The 23474-nt window shown below is 34.4% G+C and carries 21 protein-coding genes; 16 read left to right on the top strand and 5 right to left on the bottom strand.

Features of this window, described 5'->3' with window-relative positions; all coding sequences use genetic code 11:
* Positions 1–167 precede the first annotated feature (167 nt).
* The 7 genes from ahcY (at position 168) to DMB68_RS12245 (ending at position 6164) form a co-directional block, all read left to right on the top strand.
* Positions 168–1484: an adenosylhomocysteinase gene (gene ahcY / locus DMB68_RS12275; protein ID WP_110346942.1), complete on the top strand. Its 1317-nt coding sequence runs from the start codon at positions 168–170 to the stop codon at positions 1482–1484.
* Between the two features lie 249 nt (positions 1485–1733).
* On the top strand, positions 1734–2069 hold the full coding sequence (locus DMB68_RS12270; protein WP_124019427.1) for a hypothetical protein: 336 nt from the start codon (positions 1734–1736) through the stop codon (positions 2067–2069).
* A 100-nt stretch (positions 2070–2169) separates the two neighbouring features.
* The gene (locus DMB68_RS12265; RefSeq protein WP_110346940.1) at positions 2170–3246 is read left to right on the top strand and encodes a hypothetical protein; all 1077 of its coding nucleotides are present in this window, start codon (positions 2170–2172) and stop codon (positions 3244–3246) included.
* A 73-nt stretch (positions 3247–3319) separates the two neighbouring features.
* Positions 3320–4168 carry a bifunctional helix-turn-helix domain-containing protein/methylated-DNA--[protein]-cysteine S-methyltransferase gene (locus tag DMB68_RS12260; protein WP_110346939.1) on the top strand — a complete coding sequence of 283 codons (849 nt, stop codon included), beginning with the start codon at positions 3320–3322 and terminating at the stop codon, positions 4166–4168.
* Positions 4169–4338: 170 nt separating this feature from the next.
* Positions 4339–5052 (top strand): 2OG-Fe(II) oxygenase, encoded by a 714-nt coding sequence (locus DMB68_RS12255; protein ID WP_110346938.1) that lies wholly within the window; start codon positions 4339–4341, stop codon positions 5050–5052.
* 271 nt (positions 5053–5323) lie between these two features.
* The gene (locus tag DMB68_RS12250; protein ID WP_110346937.1) at positions 5324–5569 is read left to right on the top strand and encodes an Ada metal-binding domain-containing protein; all 246 of its coding nucleotides are present in this window, start codon (positions 5324–5326) and stop codon (positions 5567–5569) included.
* Complete coding sequence (locus DMB68_RS12245; protein WP_110346936.1) at positions 5556–6164, top strand: alpha-ketoglutarate-dependent dioxygenase AlkB family protein; 609 nt, start codon at positions 5556–5558, stop codon at positions 6162–6164. Before DMB68_RS12250 ends, DMB68_RS12245 begins: the two co-directional genes overlap by 14 nt.
* Before the next feature lie 2 nt (positions 6165–6166).
* Here the strand turns inward: DMB68_RS12245 and DMB68_RS12240 are convergent, their stop codons facing one another.
* The 3 genes from DMB68_RS12240 to gldJ form a co-directional block, all read right to left on the bottom strand.
* Positions 6167–6490, bottom strand: a complete 324-nt coding sequence (locus DMB68_RS12240; protein WP_110346935.1) for an MmcQ/YjbR family DNA-binding protein — start codon at positions 6488–6490, stop codon at positions 6167–6169.
* A gap of 57 nt (positions 6491–6547) precedes the next feature.
* Positions 6548–7834, bottom strand: coding sequence for a UDP-N-acetylmuramoyl-tripeptide--D-alanyl-D-alanine ligase (locus tag DMB68_RS12235; protein WP_110346934.1), 1287 nt, complete (start codon positions 7832–7834; stop codon positions 6548–6550).
* A gap of 113 nt (positions 7835–7947) precedes the next feature.
* Entirely contained in the window at positions 7948–9633 is a 1686-nt protein-coding gene (gene gldJ / locus DMB68_RS12230) for a gliding motility lipoprotein GldJ (RefSeq protein WP_110346933.1), read from the bottom strand.
* 212 nt (positions 9634–9845) lie between these two features.
* Between gldJ and porU the strand changes: the two genes are divergently transcribed.
* The 9 genes from porU to DMB68_RS23565 all read left to right on the top strand — a co-directional run bounded on the left by porU (position 9846) and on the right by DMB68_RS23565 (position 22217).
* Positions 9846–13682, top strand: coding sequence for a type IX secretion system sortase PorU (gene porU, locus DMB68_RS12225; RefSeq protein WP_110346932.1), 3837 nt, complete (start codon positions 9846–9848; stop codon positions 13680–13682).
* Between the two features lie 50 nt (positions 13683–13732).
* Entirely contained in the window at positions 13733–14947 is a 1215-nt protein-coding gene (gene porV / locus DMB68_RS12220; RefSeq protein WP_110346931.1) for a type IX secretion system outer membrane channel protein PorV, read from the top strand.
* A gap of 76 nt (positions 14948–15023) precedes the next feature.
* The gene (gene cdd, locus DMB68_RS12215) at positions 15024–15506 is read left to right on the top strand and encodes a cytidine deaminase (protein ID WP_110346930.1); all 483 of its coding nucleotides are present in this window, start codon (positions 15024–15026) and stop codon (positions 15504–15506) included.
* A gap of 171 nt (positions 15507–15677) precedes the next feature.
* Entirely contained in the window at positions 15678–16676 is a 999-nt protein-coding gene (gene pdhA, locus DMB68_RS12210; RefSeq protein ID WP_110347095.1) for a pyruvate dehydrogenase (acetyl-transferring) E1 component subunit alpha, read from the top strand.
* A 6-nt stretch (positions 16677–16682) separates the two neighbouring features.
* Positions 16683–18311, top strand: coding sequence for a dihydrolipoamide acetyltransferase family protein (locus DMB68_RS12205; RefSeq protein ID WP_110346929.1), 1629 nt, complete (start codon positions 16683–16685; stop codon positions 18309–18311).
* Positions 18312–18403: 92 nt separating this feature from the next.
* Positions 18404–20251, top strand: a complete 1848-nt coding sequence (locus DMB68_RS12200) for a hydrolase/aminopeptidase (RefSeq protein ID WP_110346928.1) — start codon at positions 18404–18406, stop codon at positions 20249–20251.
* A 461-nt stretch (positions 20252–20712) separates the two neighbouring features.
* Positions 20713–21243, top strand: coding sequence for a carboxymuconolactone decarboxylase family protein (locus tag DMB68_RS12195; RefSeq protein WP_110346927.1), 531 nt, complete (start codon positions 20713–20715; stop codon positions 21241–21243).
* A gap of 96 nt (positions 21244–21339) precedes the next feature.
* On the top strand, positions 21340–21966 hold the full coding sequence (locus DMB68_RS12190) for a hypothetical protein (protein ID WP_196783702.1): 627 nt from the start codon (positions 21340–21342) through the stop codon (positions 21964–21966).
* Positions 21963–22217, top strand: a complete 255-nt coding sequence (locus tag DMB68_RS23565) for a helix-turn-helix domain-containing protein (RefSeq protein ID WP_196783704.1) — start codon at positions 21963–21965, stop codon at positions 22215–22217. Before DMB68_RS12190 ends, DMB68_RS23565 begins: the two co-directional genes overlap by 4 nt.
* A 23-nt stretch (positions 22218–22240) precedes the next feature.
* Here DMB68_RS23565 and DMB68_RS12185 read toward each other — a convergent pair whose 3' ends face one another.
* Both DMB68_RS12185 and DMB68_RS12180 read right to left on the bottom strand, forming a co-directional pair.
* Positions 22241–22900: a fibrobacter succinogenes major paralogous domain-containing protein gene (locus DMB68_RS12185; protein WP_110346926.1), complete on the bottom strand. Its 660-nt coding sequence runs from the start codon at positions 22898–22900 to the stop codon at positions 22241–22243.
* A gap of 9 nt (positions 22901–22909) precedes the next feature.
* Complete coding sequence (locus DMB68_RS12180) at positions 22910–23395, bottom strand: hypothetical protein (protein ID WP_124019426.1); 486 nt, start codon at positions 23393–23395, stop codon at positions 22910–22912.
* Positions 23396–23474 lie beyond the last annotated feature (79 nt).

Below are 23474 nucleotides of genomic sequence, written 5' to 3'. Positions count from 1 at the left end.
GCCAGGAAAAGATATAGCGGACAGCAGGATTAGCTTCTAAAAACCATTATTACTAACATTCTAAAGATTAATAAATTAAACATTTCACAAATCTTACAGAAGTTAGTAAAAATTATAAAGTTATTACGTAAATTTGCAAAAATTTTACAATTACAAATATACTATAAATGAGTACATCGACTACGCCTTATGTGGCTTTCAAAGTAAAAGACATTTCTCTGGCTGCCTGGGGAAGAAAAGAAATTGAACTAGCTGAAGCTGAAATGCCAGGTTTGATGGCGCTTCGTGCTGAATATAAAGACGAACAACCTCTTAAAGGTGCTCGTATCGCTGGATGTTTGCACATGACTATCCAAACTGCAGTTTTGATCGAAACTTTAATCGCTCTTGGTGCTGAAGTTACCTGGTCTTCTTGTAACATTTTCTCTACTCAGGATCAGGCTGCTGCTGCTATTGCTGCTGCTGGAATTTCTGTTTACGCTTGGAAAGGTCTTGACGAAGAGTCTTTCGACTGGTGTATTGAGCAAACTTTATTCTTTGGTGAAGACAGAAAACCATTGAACATGATTTTGGATGATGGTGGAGATTTAACTAACATGGTTATTGACCGTTTCCCGGAATTAGTTCCTGGAATTAAAGGTCTTTCTGAAGAAACTACAACTGGAGTTCACAGATTATACGAAAGAGTAAAAGCCGGAACTTTACCAATGCCTGCAATCAACATTAACGACTCTGTTACTAAATCTAAATTTGATAACAAATACGGTTGTAAAGAATCTGCTGTAGATGCTGTACGTCGTGCAACTGACTTAATGTTAGCTGGAAAAAGAGTAATCGTTTGTGGATACGGTGATGTTGGAAAAGGAACTGCTGCTTCTTTTAGAGGTGCAGGATCTATTGTAACTGTTACTGAAATTGACCCGATTTGTGCTTTGCAAGCTGCAATGGACGGTTATGAAGTTAAAAAATTGAATACTGTAATTGCTAATGCTGATATCATCATTACAACTACAGGAAACAAAGATATCGTTCTTGGAGAGCACTTCGAGCAAATGAAAGACAAGACTGTTGTTTGTAACATCGGTCACTTTGATAACGAAATTGATATGGCCTGGCTGAACAAAAACCACGGTGCATCTAAAATCGAAATCAAACCTCAGGTTGACAAATATACTATCAACGGAAATGATATCATCATTTTGGCTGAAGGTCGTTTAGTAAACCTTGGTTGTGCTACAGGTCACCCAAGTTTTGTAATGAGTAACTCGTTTACAAACCAAACTTTGGCTCAAATCGAATTATGGAACAACAGCGCTGCTTACAACAACGACGTTTATATGTTGCCAAAACATTTAGATGAAAAAGTGGCTGCTCTTCACTTAGCAAAATTAGGAGTTGAATTGGAAGTTTTACGTGACGACCAGGCTGCTTATATTGGTGTTGAAGTTCAAGGTCCATTTAAACCAGAATACTACAGATACTAATCTTTTTAGTCCTTAGTTACTAGTTAAAATACAAACCCTTGCAGTAATGTGAGGGTTTTTTATTTTGGTTTGAGTCTCATTTCAAAATATAAGTATATTTTTGAAAACCAAAACTAAATTATGAAAACACCTCTGATTACTATAATAGCCATACTATTACCACTTTTTATATCTGCACAAAATTCTGACCCCTCAAAACCTGAATTACAGCATACGCTGTATCCATGGATGGAGCCAAAGGTTCCAAATATGAAAAACACAAAACCATTTACGAGAAATAAAATACAAAGAGCGAAAAACAGAATTGCGCGAGAAGAACAAAAACTTATAAAACTTGGACAAGAAGAGTGGAAAATAGAATTGGATTTAAAAGCGCAGCTTGAAAAGTTAAAGCAGCTTGAAAATTCTTCAGAAAAAAGCAATGAGCCTGATCATCAGAAAAATATTGAAAAAGCAAAAACACAAATTGCTAAAACTCAGGAAAAATTAAATAAAACTAAAACTGAAGTAGCATTAAGTACCAAAACACTTAATGATAATGAAATAGCATTAAAGGAAGCCAGACTTGAGAAATCTGGCTCTTAAAAACATTTTAAACACAACTTAAAAATATGTTAGGTTTTGTTTTTATTAAAAATTCCATTTTTAAAAACTTTGTGTTATATTTACTACAAATACTTTCTTCATGACACGTCTTTTTGTTATCTGCGTTCTCTTTCTAAATTTATCTGCATTTGCACAAAACAATGACATCTGGATTTCATTTCCCAACAAAGACACAACTCAAATCGGATTTAAAGATAAAAACGGTATTATTAAAATTGAACCGAAATTTACAGCCTTTACAATTGCTACCAAATTTGAAAATATTATTTCCGTTACTGAAGAAGAAAATGGAAAATGGAAAAGCTATTATTTAACCAAACAAGGAAAAATTGTCGGACAAGACAGTTTATATATTTTCGACAATGGACCTGATTGTGAAAACGAAGGTTTTATACGATTTACAGACAGTAAAACTGACAAAATGGGAATGTTTAATGGAGAAGGAAAAATTGTAATTCCTGCAGAATACAGCAATTTAACCAAAGCCAAAAAAGGAATGTTTATAGGATTAAAAGATGCTAAAAAAGAAACAGATGGCGAACATTCTTTCTGGAAAGGGGGAAAAGAATTTTTAGTTGATGTCAATAATAAAATCTTAATCGAAAATTTCGCTTACAACGACGATTTAAACTTTTATTCTGTAGAAAAATTAAAAGAACCCAGTAAAGACGAAACAAGAGATAATTTCCTTGGAATTGATGGTTTATATTATTCCTTCATCAATTATGACAAAGAATTTAAACAATGGCTGAAAAATACTTTACTTTCAGATTTATCCAAAACCAATTTAGAAAAACATTCTTTTGATAAAATCACCTATTGGAAAGAACCCGATGGTTGGATAAGTGAATCAAAAGCGAAGTTTATCCATCAAAATTATACTTATTTAAAATTAAGGCTTCAGGAACTCAAAAATCCCAAAACAGATTATTTTGTATCGACAGGTGGATTGAATCAGTATATTTTTCAATCAAATGAATACGATGTGTATTTCAACAATTGCAATGAATCAAAGGACTGGCAATATCCGGTTAAAAATATCGTGATCAATCCAAAAAATAAAGCTGATCACGGACAAGACCATCTTGAATTTCTTCGAACTGAAGATGGATACAAATTGATCAGCGTTTCTACAAGAAAAGATATTCTCAAATAATTTATATTTCCGCAAGTTTCAGATTTTATTCCCGCTCAAACCAATCGATATTTGTATTATAAAATTGAATGAAATGAATACACAGGAAAACATCAATTATAATCGTATCGCTGAAGCTATTGAATATATCAAAGCTAATTTCAAGGAACAGCCCAATCTAGATGAAGTTGCAGAGAAAGTGCATTTGAGTCCGTTTCACTTTCAGAGGCTTTTTAGCGATTGGGCAGGCACAAGTCCGAAGAAATTTTTGCAATATACAAGTATCGAACACGCTAAAAAATTACTGAAAGAAAATCAGGCAACCATTTCTGAAACTGCTTTCGAAACCGGATTTTCAGGCACAAGTCGTTTACATGATTTATTTGTAAATATTGAAGGAATGACTCCGGCCGAATACAAAAATGGCGGTAAAAATCTAGCTATTAATTACAGTTTTGCCGAAAGTCCGTTTGGAAATATTATTGTCGCTTCAACTCAAAAAGGGGTTTGTTTTATGGCTTTCGCCGAAGATGAAGTAATTGGTTTTGAAAATTTAAAAAACAAATTTCCAAATGCGACATTTTCAAGAAAACTCGATTTAGCACAACAAAATGCCTTATTTATTTTCCAGAATGACTGGAGTAAATTATCTGAAATTAAACTGCATTTAAAAGGTACCGATTTTCAAATGAAAGTTTGGGAAGCTTTATTGAAAATTCCGATGGGACAACTTTCAACTTACGGAACAATTGCACAGCAAATTGAAAAACCAAACGCTTCAAGAGCCGTCGGAACTGCAATTGGCAGTAATCCGGTCGCTTTTCTAATTCCGTGCCACCGCGTGATTCAATCTTCCGGAACATTTGGCGGTTATATGTGGGGAAATACGCGAAAAACAGCCATTATTGGTTGGGAAGGTGCGCAGGTAAATTCACAATTATAATTTATACACACAATATAATTCGCACAATATATGTGTAGAGACGCACAGCAGTGCGTCTAACGTTATGTGTTTTCTCTCCGCAATTTTTGGCGACAATCTTTGCGTAGACGCACTGCTCTGCATCTCTACAGATATACTTTGTCAAAATCAATTTCAACTTAAAATTATTTATGCAAAATATACAATCAAAAATTGCTTCTCAAAATTGGGAAAGCATTACCGAATCTATGCACCAAAATGGATTTGCCATTATTCCGAATGTGTTGAATAACGAACAATGCGAAGACTTAAAATTTGACTATGATAATCCAAATTTATATCGAAAAACAGTCGTAATGGAACGTTATCGATTTGGTTTGGGCGAATACAAATATTTCAATTATCCCCTGCCCGATTTAATTCAAAACATACGTTCTTCCATTTATCCTAAATTAGCTCCAATTGCAAATGCATGGATGAAAGCTTTGAATATCAATACCGTTTTTCCAAATAAACATGAAGAATTATTAAAACAATGTCACGATAACAATCAATTGAAGCCAACGGTTTTAATCTTAAAATATGGCGCATGCGGATTCAATACGCTTCATCAGGATTTGTATGGTGATATTTATTTCCCAATTCAGATTGTATTATTTCTAAATGAACCTGATGAAGATTTTACAGGAGGTGAATTTGTTCTAACCCAGCAAACGCCAAGAGCGCAGTCAAAAGCCATTGTTTTGAAACCAAAAAAAGGAGATATTTTAGTTTTTACGACAAATTTCAGACCTGTAAAAGGTACAAAAGGTTATTATCGGGTAAATATGAAACATGGTGTAAGCGAAATTCATTCTGGCGAAAGATATACATTGGGAATTATTTTTCATGATGCATTAAATTAAGGCAAAGTTACAGATATTCAAAGGTTTATACACAGTAGAGACGCACAGCAGTGCGTCTACGCAACGTGAATCACAAAAGAGTATTTCTCACGCAGATTTGGCAGATTTAAACAGATTTTTAATCATTATAATCCTTTAATCTGTGGCAAAAACATCATATGTATATCCGTAGAGACACACAGCAGTCTAACGTCACGTAATTAATTTATGTCGACAATCTTTACTTAGACGCACTGCTGTGCATCTCTACATAAAAATATCTATAAAAAAAATGATAAAACATTGTGAAATTTCAGATTCAGATCTTCGAAATAAAATTAAAAATGCGGAGATTTGTTTCGGTGGAAATCAAAAATTAAAAATCTACGGAACACTGAAATGTTCATCAGGAAAAAGAATGAAACACGAAAATCGGGTTTTCTTTTCTTCAGAAGAAGAAGCAATACAAAATGGTTTCAGGCCTTGCGGACATTGTATGAAACCAGAATATTTAAATTGGAAAAATGGACTTATTTAATCCTGAAACAGACGAAATAACAAACTTACTTCCAAAAGACGGAACTGTAAATTATTACGGAAAATTATTTTCAAAAGAAGATTCTAACCGTTATTTGGATGTTTTACTGAATACAATAGAATGGAAAAACGATGAAGCCATCATCTTTGGTAAATTAATTTTGACTAAACGAAAAGTGGCTTGGTATGGAGATAAGGAATTTGAATATACCTATTCGAATACCACAAAAAAGGCACTTCCGTGGACGAAAGAATTATTGGAATTAAAGGAAATAATTGAGACTGAAACTGGAGAAACATTCAATTCTTGTTTATTAAATTTGTATCATTCCGGAGATGAAGGAATGGCGTGGCACAGCGATGCCGAAAAAGATTTAAAAAAGAATGGAGCTATTGGATCGTTGAGTTTGGGAGCTGAAAGAAAATTTTCTTTTAAACATAAAGAAACTAAAGAAGTTGTTTCTTTAATTCTGGAAAATGGCAGTTTATTAGTTATGAAAGATGAAACGCAAACACATTGGCTGCATCGTTTACCGCCAACCAAAACTACTTCAAAAGTCAGGGTAAATTTGACTTTTCGGACGATTGTAAGATAAATTTATTGTTTCTTTTTTGGAGCTACGTTTTCGTATGAAAGTTTTAAGGCATCTTCAAACATCTCTTGTCTTACTTTCGAAAGTTCAACAATTGTCCAGCCTTGTTTTCCCCATTTATTAGGAATCGGATAAAAAATCATTTTACTAGAAGCACAAAAAACGGATTGATCAATTTCGTTTAATTTTAAGACTGCCCGATTATTCTTTTCATCAAAAGTTGCGAATATTTTTTTGTTGATACGAAAAGATGTTTTTTCAAAATGAGGTTCTTCAACAACATTAGGGAAAGACAAAGCTAATTTTCTAAATGTTTCAATCAAGACCATAAATTACAATTTTAAATTCTAATCTAAGGCCTTGATCCAATCATTTAAAAGCCTCTATTAAATAAAATCCAAAGTTCTTTCCAATGCCATACCACGTGACCCTTTAATCAATATAGTACTTTGAGAAGTGAATTTATTATTTATCAAAAAATCGGAAAAATCCTCGAAAGTCTCAAAAAAATAAAGATTTTCATTAGAAATACGATTTTCATAAAACGATTTCCCAATCAAATAACAAACAGATTTATCCTGATTCTTCAAAGAATCAACTATAATTTTATGCTCTTGCTGACTTTCATTTCCAAGCTCAAACATGTCACCTAAAATCATTACTTTATTTTGATTATCTAATTGCAAAAAATTAGTTATTGCCACTGCCATACTGCTCGGGTTAGCATTATAGGCATCCAGAATAATTTCAAATGATCCTTTTTTTAATAACTGAGATCTATTATTCGTTGGAACATAGTTTTCGATTGCGGACTTAATGTCAGTATTTTCAACTTTAAAATGACTTCCAATAGCAACGGCAGCATTAATATTGTTAGCATTATAAAGTCCAATCAAATTAGATTTTACAAAAAAACCATTGTAATTAATCACAACAAAGGGATTAGCTTCAATTGTTTGAACATTTAAATCTGCAAAGTTGTTATGTAATCCAAATGTAAAAGATTTTATTTTTTTTGATTTTTCAATCTGAATAGGATCATCCAAATTAATAAAAGCTACTTTTCCATTTTCAAGCAAGTATTTATACATTTCACTTTTCCCTTCAATAACACCTTCAACACCTCCAAAACCCTCTAAGTGTGCTTTCCCAAAATTAGTAATATAACCATAATCGGGCTGTGCTATTTCACATAAAAACTCAATTTCTTTTTTATGATTAGCCCCCATTTCTACTATTCCAATTTCAGTTTCATTGGTAAACGATAATAAAGTTAATGGAACTCCAATATGATTGTTTAAGTTTCCAACAGTAGCTTTTGCATTAAATTTTTGCGACAAAACAACATTTATAAGTTCTTTTGTCGTTGTTTTTCCATTACTTCCAGTCAATGCAACAATAGGAATTTTTAAATATTGTCTATGAAATTTTGCTAACTCCTGTAAAGTTTCTAAACTATTTTCTACCAAAATTGTTCTTTCGTCAATTACATATGACGCATTATCAAGCACTACAAATAAAGCTCCGCGTTCCAGTGCTTGCTGAGCAAACGTATTGGCATCAAAATTTTCTCCTTTGATAGCAAAAAACATAGAATCTTTTTCAATTTTACGAGTATCAATTGAAAGAGATTTACATTTTAAAAATAAGTCATGAACTTCTTTAATATTCATTATATAAACATTTAATAGATTATAAAATTAGAAAAAAATCAATAAAAAAATTCCAAATTCCTTACTGAAACAGTTTTGGAATTTGGAATTTTTTTTATTGGAATTTCTAAAATTTAATTCCTTGGTGATTTTCTTCTTTCAGTTTTAGCACCTACTCTTGACATCGCACATCTAAATCCGATGTAGTCAGTAGCCATATCTTGAGGGAAATATCTTCTTTGTGCCGGATCTAACCAGTAAGCTCTGTCTCTCCAGGAACCTCCTTTATAAACTCTTGCATTATCGTTTATTAAGGTTGTTCTCTTACTTGAGCTGTCATATTTTCTCACCATCTTACCTAAACTATCCGTGGTAACATTGTGTATTGGAGAATTGTACATAGCTACTTTGGTACTATCACCTGATTCAGAATCTCCAAAGTCATAATATCTTGAAGATTGTTTATCACCATCTCTATAATTGATATTATCACTTTTGCTGAAATTTTGTCTCAAATACGTCTCATTCTCATCAACAGGAACACGTGCAATTTCACCAGGTAAGTTTGTAGCAACTACTTTTCCATTGCTTAATGTGTGATATTGAATATTATCTTTTGTGATAATTTCTAATTTACCGTCTTTACCAATTTTATTTTTAGCATATTGATTTCCTCTAAAATAGTTAAAATCATTTGCTTCGTTATCAATTATTGGTCTGTAAACATCTGCAACCCATTCTGCTACGTTACCAGCCATATCATATAAACCGAAATCATTAGCAGGATAACTTTTTACATTGTTAGTAATATCGGCACCATCATCTGACCAACCTGCAATTCCACCATAGTCTCCATTTCCTTGTTTGAAGTTAGCCAATTGATCACCTCTGTTTTTACGTTTTGCTGAACGTGTGTAATCTCCAGACCAAGGGTATTTCTTTTGTCCTTTGTAGATATTGTATTCTCTTTGTCCAACATCTGCAGCAGCAGCATATTCCCACTCAGCTTCTGTTGGAAGTCTGTATTCAGGCAAAATAACTCCTGAAGAACGTTGCGCATAAACATTTTTCTGCTCTTCTACAGCGCCATCTTTACCTTTTCTAGGTCTTCTGCCAGTAGGGCTTTTCTTTAAAACAATTTCTTCATTACCTCCATAAGAAGTAGATGGAGACGCAAGATACGCTTCAGTACTGAATAAGCTTTCAGCACTAACATCTTGTGTTTTAGCCCCTCTCTTAATGTATCTTTCTTTTTCTAAAACAGCTTCATTAACACGGTCAGTTCTCCATTTGCTAAACTCAACTGCCTGAATCCAATTAACACCAACTACAGGATAGTTAGCATATGCAGGATGTCTCAAATAATTATTTGTCATCGTTTCATTATATCCTAAACGATTTCTCCATACTAAGGTATCAGGTGATGCCCCGGCATAAATATTTTTATAACTTTCTTCTGTAGGTGGGAAAACTTTTTTCAACCATTCCAGGTATTCTAAATACATACCATTGGTAACTTCCGTTTCATCCATGTAAAACGATTGAACGTGTTGTTGAGTTGGTGTGTTATTCCAATCGTGCATAACATCATCCTGTACTTTACCCATAGTAAATGTACCTCCTTCAACGAAAACTAAACCAGGTCCCGCCTGTTGTTTTTTCCCTGCATTTCTGGCAGATGTTCCGTTCTGACTATCAACATCCCAACCTGTCGCTCTTGAAGCACGGCTAGAACTTGATTTTTTGCTACAACTAGCCGTGCCCAACATCAATACTATTGACATCATTACTTGCAAGGCTACAATTTTGTTTACTTTCATACTCATTCTTAGGTGATAAATTTAGGTGCTGCAATATAATAATTAACATTTAATTAGCAACATCTGTTCTCATAATTTTATTTAGCTGTTTTTTACCAGAAAATAACCTATAGTTTCGAACGCAAAAATATACTTTTTATTATTACTATTACATTAAATACTATATTTTTACTTACTAAAATATTTTAAAATTAATTTCGTTTTCTTTAGCTATGAAACAAGCCATACTTTTATATCTTTTTTTAACTCCATTTTTCTTGTTTTCTCAGAAAAACGGGAGCCTAACAATCGATTGGCAGAACAAAAAAGAAATGAGTTTTGGTGAATTCAAAATGAGCATCCCTTACTTTACAGGTGATAATTTCCGATATGATATTACTAAAAAAACCATAACATTATTGTTTAGCCCTAATTATTCGGACTACTCAACAGGCAGTGAAGTTAAAATTAGCAACATTGTGTACGAAGCTGTTTCTACTAAAGACTTAGGTGATTTATCATTAACAAACATACCAAAACAACCAAACGAAACACTTCAAATAGCCACTTCAAGAGATCAAAAACAAGGCTTTATCTCTTTATCCCCAATTGTATCTGAAGGAAACACATTTAAAAGAATCAAATCTTTTTCTTATTCAATAAACAGCACCTCTTCAACAAACAATAGCTCAGCTTCAACTTCAAAATCAAATATTATTTCAAATTCTGTTTTATCCTCTGGAGACTGGTATCGTTTTTATGTGGAAAAATCAGGCGTTTATAAAATTTCAAGATCTTTTTTACAAAGTCTGGGTTTTGACACGAATAAAAATGATCCGAGAAAAATAAAAATTTACGGAAACGGAGGCAGAATGCTCCCTTTAGCCAATAATATATATTACCCGGAAGATTTAACCGAAAATGCAATTCAGGTTATTGGCGAAAATGATGGCAGCTTCAACAATGAAGACTATATACTTTTTTACGCAGAAGGGATTAATAATTGGAACACTGAAAGCAAAACCAACATTAACTTATATGCTACGAGATCTTACTATTACATTACTGCCCAGGGAAGCGACGGAAAAAGAATTTCGAGCATAAACCAGCCTGCCGGAAACAGCACTTTAGAATTAACCACTTTCGACGACCATCAATTTCACGAAACTGACCTAATCAACATTGTTCATACAGGGCGTCAATGGCTGGGAGAATCTTTTGAAATTAATCAGGAACAGGAGTTCGAATTTAATTTCCCAAATCTGGATGTTACCACTCCAATAAAAATAGAAACTGTTGCAGCTTCAGCAGCATTTACAAATACTTCGTTTGCAGTTTCTGCTAACGGACAAAACATTGGAAATATTTTTTTTAGTCAAATTAGCCTCAATGGTGACGCAAAGTTTTACACAGGAAACCTACCAGGCAATAGCAGTTTTACTGGAGCAGAAAACGTAAAAATAAAACTAACCTACAACAACAATGGAGTACCAGGCTCTAAAGGATATCTGGATTACATTAATTTAACGGCAAAAAGAAAACTAACTGGCTACGGAAAACAATTCCAATTTCAATATGATTTAGCAGGTTCAACAACCGGCATTGCCTCTTACAATATTTCGAACGCTTCAGGTATTTCTCAAATTTGGGATATTACAGACCTATATAATGTATTGAAAATTGAAAATAGCAATTTGGAGAATTTAAACTTTAAAGCTTCTTTGGGAGAAATTCGAAAGTATATAGCAATTGACCCAACAGATTATTACACACCTTTAAAAGAAAATCAATCAAAAATCACAAATCAAAATTTAAAAGGAACTCTTTTTAAAAATGCTCAAAACAACTTTCAGGATATTGATTATTTGATTATCACTCCGAAGGTTTTGCTTTCTCAAGCTGAAAAACTGGCCAACTTTCATAGAACTTATTCTAATTTAAATGTAAAAGTTGTTCCTCTTGAAAATATATACCAGGAATTTTCTTCAGGAAAGCAGGATATTGCAGCAATCAGAAATTGCATCAGATATGTATACAAAAACGCCTCTTCACCTGAAAAGAGAGTAAAATACCTGAATCTCTTTGGCGATGCATCATTTGATTATAAAAACCGCACTTCCAACAATACTAATATTGTACCTATATATCATTCTTTAAATAGTAACACTGTCGGAGAATCTTCTTTTGCATCAGATGATTTCTACGGATTAATGGACGATAATGAAGGAAATGTAATTTCTTTTTTTGGAGGAATTGATATTGCAACAGGCAGAATGTTGATTTCAGACAATGCACAGGGAGAAGAAATGGTCAATAAAGTTTTGGAATATCACAATACTAAATCTTATGGGAACTGGCGAAATAATTTCGTTTTAATCAGCGATGATTCTGACAAAGCTTCTGATGCCTCATTACAATCAAGACAAAATACTTTAGCAGACAAAATCGCTTCCGAGAAACCTTTTTTAAATATTGACAAAATTATTCTGGACTCATACACTCAGGAAGCATCAGCAGGCGGCTCAAGATACCCAAAGGCAAGAACAAATTTTTTCGATGCTTTCGAAAAAGGCGCTTTAGTCTTTAATTACTTAGGACACGGAGGAGAAGATGGCTTATCCAGCGAGAGAATTTGGGAAAAATCAGATGGTGAAAACTTAAACAATCAATACAGATATCCATTATTTATAACCATAACCTGTGAGTTTTCCCGCTTTGATGACCCAACCCACCCTACTGCTGGGGAATATACTTTTTGGAATCCAAAAGGAGGAGCTATAGCAATGCTAACAACCATTCGTTCAATCGGACAGTATAATGCAGAAAATTTCAATGATAACCTAACAAAAAACCTGTTGTCTTTTGGATCTAATCAATATACAACTATTGCAGAAGCACTTCGGATTTCAAAAAATGAAAATCCAAGTTCATCCAGTAATGTTGTTTTTTATTTAGGTGATCCTGCTATAATGCTAGCCATTCCTAAACCCCGAATTAATTTAACAAAAGTAAACGACGTACCTGTTTCAGGGACAATTGAAGATTTTAAATCTTTAGCAAAAATTAAAATATCAGGAGAAATTACCGATGAAAACAACAACCTGTTAAGCAACTATAACGGTGAACTTTCAACTGCAATTTTTGACAAACTAATTACAAATAGCACACTTAATAATGATGGTTATAGCCCGGCAATACAATTTAAAACCCTGGGAGAAACTATTTTTAGAGGAAATGCTTCTATAACTAATGGTCAGTTCGAGTTTAGCTTTGTAGTCCCAAGAGACATTCGAATTCCTGTTAATAATGGCAGAATAAGCTTTTATTCAAAAAAGAGTGAGGTTTTAGAAAATCAATCCGGCTTTAATGACATCATAAAAATTGGAGGAATTAATGAAAATGCTCCTCAGGACAATATTAGTCCAAAAGTTCAGTTATATATGAACGATGAAACTTTTGTGTCTGGAGGAATTACAAATAACTCCCCTTTCCTTTTAGCGCTTCTTGAAGACGAAAATGGAATCAATACAGCAAGTGGAATTGGGCATGATATTGTTGCTATTTTAGATGGAGATGTTAGCAATCCTTATATTTTAAATGATTATTATCAAACAAAATTAGATGATTATACTAATGGAAATTTGCGCTTTCCATTACGTAATTTAAGTGCAGGCATGCATACTATAAGTTTCACAGCCTGGGATGTTTACAATAATCCGGTAACAAGCGAAATACAATTTATAGTCGTTGGCGACGAATCGCTCACATTGACTCACGTTCTTAATTATCCAAATCCTTTTTCCTCTTATACCCAATTTTGGTTTTCTCACAACAAACCTTACGAGCCTTTGGATGTTCAGGTACAGGTAATGACGATAACAGGAAAGGTAGTCTGGTCAAAAAACCAAATCATTACCACTGAAGGTTTTTTGTCAAGAGAAATCACATGGGACGGCAAGGATGATTTTGGAGACAGGATAGGCAAAGGAGTTTACATTTACAAACTCACTGTCAAATCCAATTTAACAAACAAAAAAGCAGAAAAGTATGAAAAACTTGTTATTCTATAATATATATTTGCACAACTAATACATAAAACTAACACCTTTACTTAATATAAATGAAAAAAATATCCCCTTTATTATTATTTTATTTTATTATTATATCGTTTGCCAAAGCACAAGAGAGACCAATTACTACAGGAGTTCCTTTTTTACAAGTTGCTGCTGACGCAAGAGCTGCCGGTCTTGGCGATCAGGGAGTTGCAACATCCGCAGATGTATTCTCCCAACAATGGAATCCTGCAAAATATGCATTTTCTATCGACAAGCAAGGTTTCTCAGTAAGTTACACTCCTTATTTAACTGATTTGGTAAATGACATTTCATTAAGTCAGGTAACCTATTACAACAAAATCAACGAAAGAAGTGCTTTTGCCGGAAGTGTACGTTATTTTAGTATTGGTGATATTGAGTTAAGAGATAATCCGAATGATCCCGCGAATACTGTTAAACCTTCAGAATATGCAATCGACGGATCATACTCATTGAAATTAAGCGAAATGTTCTCTATGGCTGTTGGAGCGAGATTTATCAGCTCGAATTTAGGAATTACAACTGAAGGACAAAGTTTATCTGCAGCCAGATCATTTGCATTTGATGTTGCGGGATTTTATCAGTCTGAAGAAATTGCATACAGAGACTTTAACGGAAGATGGAGAGCAGGCTTTAACTTTCAGAATCTTGGACCAAAAATTAATTACGACTTAAGTGGCATAACTGACGGATCCGGATCTAATTTCCTTCCTGCCAATTTAAGAGTTGGAGCTGGCTTTGATTTTATATTAGATGACTATAACAAAGTAGCCGTAGGTCTTGAATTCACAAAACTACTAGTTCCTACTCCGCAAATTCCTACACCCACTCCTGCAACTGATTTAAATGGTGATGGAGACACACTTGATGCGGGTGAAGGAGCAAGTGATGGCATTCAGGAAGCCAACAACGAATACAATTCTATAGGCTGGGTACCCGGAATTTTCAAATCTTTTGGTGATGCCCCAGACGGTTTCAGCGAAGAATTAAAAGAAATAACCTATAGTTTATCCGGAGAATATACTTATCAGGATTCGTTTTCGATGCGAGCGGGATATTACCACCAAAGTCCTGAAAAAGGTGCTGTCCAATTTTTCTCATTAGGCGCCGGATTCAAATATAATGTAGTAAAAGTGGATGTTTCATACTTATTCTCTGCATCAAAAGTTAAAAATCCGTTAGAAAACACTCTTCGTTTCTCATTAACCTTTAATTTTGGTGAAAAATACGAAGAGTATTAATCAAATAAAAAAATAAAAAATAACAGATCCAAATTCCTAGTAATAGAAATTTGGATTTTTTTTCCCATAAAAAACAATGAAAGAAATAAGCGTAACATCATCATTTCTCGTTTTTGACACCTTAAAAGAATTACCGGATGACATTCAGAACTTAATGAATGAGGCTATAGCTATTCGTAAAAAAGCGTATGCTCCCTACTCAAAATTTAGAGTTGGCACTGCATTATTATTAGATAACGGAAAAATTATTCTAGGATCAAATCAGGAAAATGCTGCTTATCCATCAGGATTATGCGCAGAACGTGTCGCTATTTTTCATGCAGGAAGCGTTTATCCGGAGGCTAAAATTTTGAAAATAGCAATTACTGCAGCTTCTGATACCAACCAAACACAAGCTCCAATTCCCCCTTGTGGATCTTGTCGACAATCTATTGCAGAATACGAAATTAAACAAGAGACCCCTATAGAAATCTATTTTATGGGAGAAGTTGGCGTAATTTATCAATCTGCCTCCCTAAAAAACTTACTCCCTTTCATGTTTGATAAAAAGTTTTTATAAAAAAAACAAAAAAAGCCAATAAAGTACCTTTTAAATTTTAGTTCTTAAATCTAATGTCTTATTTTTGCATCCCGACCCTTGGGGCGCAAATTTGTGGGAGGAAACTATTTTTGCGTTATAGGTTAACAATTGATAACACAAAAAACAACTTTAGCAAAAGAAAGAATTCAGATGAAAGAAGTTACAAAAGAGGTTTACTTAAAGTGGTATGAAGACATGCTGCTTTGGAGAAAGTTTGAAGACAAACTTGCAGCATTATACATCCAGCAAAAAGTGAGAGGATTTCTTCACCTCTACAATGGTCAGGAAGCAGTATTAGCAGGAGCTTTACATGCAATGGATTTGACTAAAGACAAAATGATTACTGCATACAGAAATCACGTTCAGCCAATAGGTATGGGAGTTGACCCTAGACGTGTTATGGCTGAGCTTTTAGGAAAAGCAACAGGAACTTCAAAAGGTATGGGAGGCTCTATGCACATTTTTTCTAAAGAGCACCGTTTTTACGGAGGTCACGGAATCGTTGGTGGACAAATTCCTGTTGGAGCAGGATTAGCTTTTGCTGACAAATACTTTGAAACAGGTGGTGTAACTATGACCTACTTTGGTGATGGAGCTGCAAGACAAGGTTCTCTTCACGAAGCTTTTAACATGGCTATGCTATGGAAATTACCAGTTGTATTTATCGTTGAAAATAACGGTTACGCAATGGGAACTTCTGTTGAAAGAACTGCAAACCATACCGATATCTGGAAACTTGGTTTAGGATACGAAATGCCTTGCGGACCAGTTGACGGAATGAATCCTGTGAAAGTTGCCGAAGCAATGACTGAAGCGATAGAAAGAGCACGTCGCGGAGACGGACCAACTTTCCTTGAAATGAAAACGTATCGCTACAGAGGACACTCAATGTCTGATGCGCAATTATACCGTTCTAAAGAAGAAATTGAAGAATACAAAAAAATTGACCCGATTACTCAGGTTCTTGATGTAATTATGGATCAAAAATATGCTACAGAAGAAGAAATTGAAGTAATTGACCAAAGAGTTAAGGATTTAGTTGAAGAATGTGTAAAATTCGCTGAAGAATCTCCATATCCAGACTTACAGCAATTATACGATGTAGTATACGCACAAGAAGACTATCCATTTACACCTCATAAACTATAATATATTATGGCGATTAAAGTAACAATGCCTCGTTTGAGCGATACTATGACGGAAGGAACGGTAGCGACTTGGTTAAAAAAAGTAGGCGACAAAGTTAGCGAAGGAGATATCTTAGCTGAAATTGAAACAGACAAAGCAACAATGGAGTTCGAATCTTTTAACGAAGGAACTCTTTTACATATTGGAATTCCAGCGGGAGAAACTGCCCCAGTTGATTCATTATTAGCAATTATTGGAAACGAAGGAGAAGACATTTCAGCTTTATTAGCTGGCGGTGATGCTCCGGCTGCTCCAAAAGCTGAAGCTGCTCCGGCTGCTGAGGCAAAAACGGAAGCTGCCCCTGCAAAAGCTGCAGCTGAATTACCAAAAGGTGTTGTTGTTGTAACGATGCCTCGTTTAAGTGATACAATGACAGAAGGAACTGTAGCAACCTGGTTAAAAAAAGTAGGTGATGCAGTTTCTGAAGGTGATATTTTAGCAGAAATTGAAACAGACAAAGCCACTATGGAGTTTGAGTCTTTCAATGCCGGAACATTATTATACATTGGAATTCAGGAAGGAAACACTGCTCCTGTTGACAGTTTATTAGCAATCATTGGACCTGCAGGAACTGATATTTCAGGCATTGCTGACGGTTTTACTGCCGGAGGTACTGCAACTGCAAGCGCTCCTGCTGCCGAAGAAACAAAAACTGCTGCTCCTGCTGCTGAAAAAGCACCAGAAGCTGTTGCCGAAACTTCGAATGGAAGAGTTATCGCTTCCCCATTAGCTAAGAAAATTGCTTCTGACAAAGGAATTCAATTATCACAAGTTAAGGGTTCCGGAGAAAATGGGCGTATCGTAAAAAGCGATATCGAAAACTTTACTCCATCTGCACAGCCTGCTGCCAAAGCAACTTCTGATGCAAAACCACAAGAATCTGCCGCTCCAAAAGTATTTGTTCCTGCCGGAGAAGTTTACACAGAAGAGATCAAAAATTCTCAAATGCGTAAAATCATCGCAAAACGTCTTGCGGAATCATTATTTACAGCTCCTCACTACAACTTAGTGATCGAAGTAAGCATGGACGAAGCAATGGGTGCAAGAGCAACAATCAATACGGTTCCTGATACAAAAGTATCTTTCAACGATATGGTAATTAAAGCTTGTGCTTTAGCATTAAAAAAACACCCAAAAATCAACTCTCAGTGGAAAGAAGATGCTATCATCATCAACCACCACGTAAATATTGGTGTTGCTGTAGCGGTTGAAGACGGATTAGTAGTTCCTGTATTGAAATTTACAGATGCGATGAGTTTATCTCAAATTGGTGCTTCTGTTAGAGATCTTGCCGGAAGAGCTAAAAACAAAAAATTAGGACCACAGGAAATGGAAGGAAGTACTTTTACAGTATCTAATCTTGGAATGTTTGGTATTACTGAATTCAATTCAATTATCAACCAGCCAAACTCTGCAATCCTTTCTGTAGGTGCAATTGTTGAGAAACCTGTAGTTAAAAATGGTCAGATTGTAGTTGGAAACACCATGATGTTATCATTGGCTTGCGACCACAGAACAATTGATGGTGCAACTGGTGCTCAGTTCTTACAAACATTAAAACAATACATCGAAAGCCCGGTTACTATGCTGGCGTAATTCTTTGTTAATTTTATATTTAAATCCCGTTTTGTTATTCAAAACGGGATTTTTTGTTTAATTTTCATCCTCAAAATTCAATTCTTCACAATATGAAAAAGCTAATCCTTTTAACTTTATTTCTGACATCCATTGCCTGCCAGAAAAAAGAGCAAACTGAAAAACCAGCAGTTGTTACCGATGAACACAGCTATTCTAAACCAGAACTTGCCGTTGTCAAACATCTTGATCTTGACGTTAAAGTTGATTTTGATACACAGACTATTTCAGGAAAAGCTTCCTGGTTAATTGACAACATTAGCAAAGGAAACGAAATCATTTTTGACGAAAACACTTTAAATATTACAAAAGTAACTCTGGGTGATGACGAAAAAGAAACCAAATTTGAACTTGGTACAGCCACTGAATTTCACGGAAAACCACTTCATATTACAATTGAACCGAATACAACCAAAGTAAATATTTATTACAGCACAACAAAAGACGCTATTGCTTTACAATGGCTAAAACCGGAACAAACTGCAGATAAAAAGAAACCATTTTTATTTTCTCAGGGAGAAAGCGTTTGGTCCCGTACCTGGATTCCATGTCAGGATTCACCGGGAATTCGTTTTACTTACAATGCAAAAGTTACCGTTCCTAAAGATTTATTGGCCGTAATGAGCGCCGTAAATCCGCAGAAGAAAAACGATACAGGAGTTTACACTTTCAAACAAGATAAAGCGATTCCTTCTTATTTAATGGCAATTGCAGTTGGAGATATTGAATTTCAGTCCATCGACAACAGAACAGGAGTATATGCAGAACCATCAATGTTGAAAAAATCAGCTTATGAATTTGCTGAACTTGGAAAAATGGTTGTTGCTGCCGAAAAATTGTATGGACCATACCGCTGGGGCCGCTATGATGTTTTGGTATTGCCTCCAAGTTTCCCTTATGGCGGAATGGAAAATCCAAACTTAACTTTCTTAACTCCTGGCGTAATAGCGGGAGATCGTTCATTAACAAGTTTACTGGCGCACGAATTAGGTCACAGCTGGAGCGGAAATTTAGTAACCAACGCAACCTGGGATGATATTTGGTTAAATGAAGGTTTCACCACCTATGTCGAGCATAGAATTGGAGAAGCAATCTTTGGAAAGAAAGAATTTGAGATGCAAAACGTTATCACCAACAAAGAATTAGTTGATAACGTTGCTGAATATGGCGATACGAGTCCGGATACAAGATTAAAAGTTAGCTTAACAGGAAGAAATCCGGATGATGGAATCAGCATGATTCCTTATGTAAAAGGATATGCATTTTTAAGAGTAATTGAAAATGCAGTTGGAAGAGAGAAATTCGATCCGTTTATCAAAAACTATTTCGATTCTCACGCTTTCAAATCTATTACAACAGAAGATTTCGTAAAATACATCAATGAAAATCTTATCAAAGGAGACAAAGCCTTAGCCGATAAAATCCAATTAGACAACTGGATTTACAAACCAGGAATTCCATCAAATATTCTTCCTGTTAGCTCAGCAGAATTTGATGCTATTGATGCAATTCAAAAAAGCTGGAGAGAAACCGGGGTTGCCGATTTAAGCAAAAAAATTACGACTACTGCCGAAAAACAGCATTTTATAGATCATCTTCCAGCTGATATTACAGCTAAAGAAATGGGCGCCATTGATAAAGAATTCAACTTTACAAAAGGCGGAAATTTTATCATTAAACGCCAATGGTTCGTTCAGGCAATTCGCCATCAATATAAAGCCGCAAATCCTGCAATTGAACAATTTCTAATTGGAAGCAGTAGAACCGGCTCTATCATGATGCTTTATAAAGAAATGGCCAAAACTCCAGAAGGAAAAGTTTGGGCCAAACAAGTATTTGATAAAGCTAAATCTGGTTATCATGCAACGACAATTCAGGATGCTGCGGGTGTTTTGAAATAGACTTTTTTCAAAAATATTATTTAAAAACAGGTTGTCCTCAAAAGGACAACCTGTTTTTTTACGCCTTATTTATCATTCCGAGGAACGAGGAATCTTCGCGAGAAACTCCGCAATCAGAATCGACAATCTTTGTGGAGCTACCTATGGAGATCCTTCCTTCGTCAGGATGACAAAATAGACGAAAATACTCTTATGAAAACGAGTGCCCTAGCCCCGATAGTAGTGAAAATCCTTTTGCTTTTTTCTTTAAAAAGCAAAAGATTGTAACGGATAGCGGGATTAGCTCCTGAAAAACTTTATCATTAAAAACTCGAAATACCAAGATAATTTTTCATTAAAAAACCTCAGGGAAAATTATCCATCACATAGCGTCAATCCTCCATGTTCTAAAATCTGTAATCGTTGCAACTTTGTAATGTCAAAAGACAACAATAAATAATAACAATTAAATATCAAATAAAATGACACGATTAACAGCTTTAAACCCGGAAGAAGTAACTGGAAAAACTAAAGATTTATTCAACGCTGTACAAGCTAAACTCGGAGTTGTTCCGAATATGATGAGAACAATGGGAAATTCTCCTGCAGTTCTAGAGGGATATTTAAATTTAAGCGGTGCTTTGAGCCACGGAAAACTAAGTGCAAAAACAGGTGAATTGATTGCTTTGGCAGTTTCAGAAAGCAATTCTTGTGATTACTGTTTAGCCGCTCACACTTTTATCGGAGAAAAATTAGTCAAAGCAGATCCAGCAGTTTTAAAAGCAGCAAGAACAGGAAATTCTACAGACGCAAAAACAGAAGCAATTTTGCAATTAGCGAAAACATTGATCAGCAAAAATGGTTTAGTGAACGACGAAGATGTAAACAAAGCTAAAAATGCAGGTGTTGCAGATGCAGAAATTGCTGAAACTATTGCTCACGTAGCTTTGAATGTTTTGACAAACTATTTCAACAACGTTGCAAACACTGAAATTGATTTTCCAGCAGTTTAATCAGGAAATACGCAATTACTATAACAAAAATCAATTTATAAAGATAGTTGTGAATTCTTTTCATGACTATCTTTATATTTTTAAAAACAGTATCTTATGAGTTCTCAAAACGGTTCCACTTTAATAAATCCACAAACCGGTAATTTAGCGTTCAAAATCCTTCCATTTGAGGACAACATTCATTTTGATCACTTACAGCGTAATAATTATTATTCTTTAATTTGGGTAACCAAAGGTAAAGGTAAAGTCAAAGCCGATTTTTCAGAACATCATTTTGAAGAAAACTCTCTTCTTGCCTTTTCTCCGTACCAACCCTTTATGCTTTGTGTAAGTGAACCCATTGAAGGAATTGCGATTCATTTTCATCCTGATTTTTATTGCATTCACATGCACCAAAAAGAAGTTTCGTGCAATGGTGTTTTGTTTAATAATATTTATCAGCCTCCATATGTAAAAGTTACGGAGCAAGCAGCATCGACTTTTAACATGGTTATTGACCAAATGAAAGCTGAAATTCAGAATGCAGAATTGGCACAATATGAATTGCTTATTTCGTATTTGAAAATTTTTCTAATTACAGCTTCCAGATTAAAAACCGAGCAGTTAGAAGAAATGAGTTCTATTCCTGATGCAAAAGAACCTTTGATTCTTCAAAACCTGAAAGATGCGATTGAACTCATTTTAAAACTAAACATTCAGCAGGAAATTATGCTGATTTACTGAATATTTCTTCAAAAGCATTAGCTAAATTATCTAAGAATTATTTCAATAAAACACTAACCGATTTGATTTCGGAACGAATTATTATTGAGGCCAAGAGAGAATTATATATGACCAACAAAACGGTCAAAGAAATTGCCTACGAATTAGGTTATGACGACGAGCATTATTTCAGCCGTTTCTTTAAAACGAATGCAGATGTTTCGCCTCAAATTTATCGTGAGACAGTTGGATTTGGAAAAATGCAAGCCTGATTTTATTTTTAGACTCTATAAAATTATTCCTCTTTGATACATTTGATTGAAAACCCATATCGTTTAAAAACACTATCTCTTCTTATATCTGCAAAAGCCTGAAACATTCTGTCGCTCCAATTGTAGAATTCAAAACTTCCATTTGTACTCCAGTAATATCCGTTAGATCTAAGCATGTAAAAAGCTCCTTCATCATCCCGATATCCTCCTGGCAATGCGGTAAAACCAGTTGCATTGTTTCCAACTGCATCGGATGGCAACCAATGTGAATTGCCCTTTTCTTTCAAAAAAATCCCTATTGAATTGGAATTTACAAATGACTCCAGTTCCCTTAAATCTTCTTCTGTCGGAATCCTCCATCCTTTTGGCGCAATACCACGGACATCCTGCAAACAGTTATAATTATATAAAAAGCCATAATCCTTTATAAAAACTGTATCATTATTATAGAAAGAATATCCCGCCTGATTTACATGTTTCCAATCGCTGTTACTTTTAAATTTTCTAATTGAATCCCCATTGTTAAACCGGGTAACTTTAAGGTTTTCTACCATCCAGATTTGCTTTCCAATTTTGGCTGTATGATAAATGTTGCCGTCTAAATCTTCTACCATTTCAGTATTTTTACAAGAAAATAAAAAAAGAAAAACAGCTGCAGTATAAATATATTTAAGTTGTCTCATAATCTATTTCTAAAGCAATTTAAACGTCATTATTTCAGCATTGGTTTCATAAAATATAAAAGAATCCTGTTCCAAATTCTTCAAAAGAAATCCGTTTTTCTTTATTACAAGAGATTCCGGTACTTTTTTCACAACATCTGTTCTTCCCGCAGGTTTTACGGACACACAAAAATTCACTCCGTCAGATTTTATATTTTCAATTGAAAAGGGAGAAATCCAATATGAATAATCATTATTTGAAGATAAGATAATTATCAATTTTAAATTATCATTATCCTTAACCAATAAAGCATAATCCAGTATCTGGTCATTATTAATATCAGTATAACATTGATTTGGAATCGCACTTCGATCATAGAAATCCCAAAATAAATTAGAATAATCTTCCTTTTTTACCATTTGAAGTGTTGGGAATTTTTTCAGTAAATTATCTTTTATCATTTTCGGAATTGTAAAAACCCTGTTTTGTTCCGAAATTATTCTTTTAAAATCCACAATATGTTTTTTTGACGAATCATTACATCCGGTAAAACAGAATAGAAACACAAAAAAAATCAATCTGCTTATTAATCCA

Origin of the sequence: Flavobacterium hydrophilum (assembly GCF_003202405.1) — a bacterium.
Taxonomy (GTDB): domain Bacteria; phylum Bacteroidota; class Bacteroidia; order Flavobacteriales; family Flavobacteriaceae; genus Flavobacterium; species Flavobacterium hydrophilum.
This window is presented reverse-complemented; position numbering and strand designations above follow the sequence as displayed.

Coding starts and splice junctions, on each gene's coding strand:
- ahcY (WP_110346942.1), top strand. CDS start 168: ATGAGTACATCGACTACGCCTTATGTGGCTTTCAAAGTAAAAGACATT.
- DMB68_RS12270 (WP_124019427.1), top strand. CDS start 1,734: ATGAAAAACACAAAACCATTTACGAGAAATAAAATACAAAGAGCGAAA.
- DMB68_RS12265 (WP_110346940.1), top strand. CDS start 2,170: ATGACACGTCTTTTTGTTATCTGCGTTCTCTTTCTAAATTTATCTGCA.
- DMB68_RS12260 (WP_110346939.1), top strand. CDS start 3,320: ATGAATACACAGGAAAACATCAATTATAATCGTATCGCTGAAGCTATT.
- DMB68_RS12255 (WP_110346938.1), top strand. CDS start 4,339: ATGCAAAATATACAATCAAAAATTGCTTCTCAAAATTGGGAAAGCATT.
- DMB68_RS12250 (WP_110346937.1), top strand. CDS start 5,324: ATGATAAAACATTGTGAAATTTCAGATTCAGATCTTCGAAATAAAATT.
- DMB68_RS12245 (WP_110346936.1), top strand. CDS start 5,556: ATGGACTTATTTAATCCTGAAACAGACGAAATAACAAACTTACTTCCA.
- DMB68_RS12240 (WP_110346935.1), bottom strand. CDS start 6,490: ATGGTCTTGATTGAAACATTTAGAAAATTAGCTTTGTCTTTCCCTAAT.
- DMB68_RS12235 (WP_110346934.1), bottom strand. CDS start 7,834: ATGAATATTAAAGAAGTTCATGACTTATTTTTAAAATGTAAATCTCTT.
- gldJ (WP_110346933.1), bottom strand. CDS start 9,633: ATGAAAGTAAACAAAATTGTAGCCTTGCAAGTAATGATGTCAATAGTA.
- porU (WP_110346932.1), top strand. CDS start 9,846: ATGAAACAAGCCATACTTTTATATCTTTTTTTAACTCCATTTTTCTTG.
- porV (WP_110346931.1), top strand. CDS start 13,733: ATGAAAAAAATATCCCCTTTATTATTATTTTATTTTATTATTATATCG.
- cdd (WP_110346930.1), top strand. CDS start 15,024: ATGAAAGAAATAAGCGTAACATCATCATTTCTCGTTTTTGACACCTTA.
- pdhA (WP_110347095.1), top strand. CDS start 15,678: ATGAAAGAAGTTACAAAAGAGGTTTACTTAAAGTGGTATGAAGACATG.
- DMB68_RS12205 (WP_110346929.1), top strand. CDS start 16,683: ATGGCGATTAAAGTAACAATGCCTCGTTTGAGCGATACTATGACGGAA.
- DMB68_RS12200 (WP_110346928.1), top strand. CDS start 18,404: ATGAAAAAGCTAATCCTTTTAACTTTATTTCTGACATCCATTGCCTGC.
- DMB68_RS12195 (WP_110346927.1), top strand. CDS start 20,713: ATGACACGATTAACAGCTTTAAACCCGGAAGAAGTAACTGGAAAAACT.
- DMB68_RS12190 (WP_196783702.1), top strand. CDS start 21,340: ATGAGTTCTCAAAACGGTTCCACTTTAATAAATCCACAAACCGGTAAT.
- DMB68_RS12185 (WP_110346926.1), bottom strand. CDS start 22,900: ATGAGACAACTTAAATATATTTATACTGCAGCTGTTTTTCTTTTTTTA.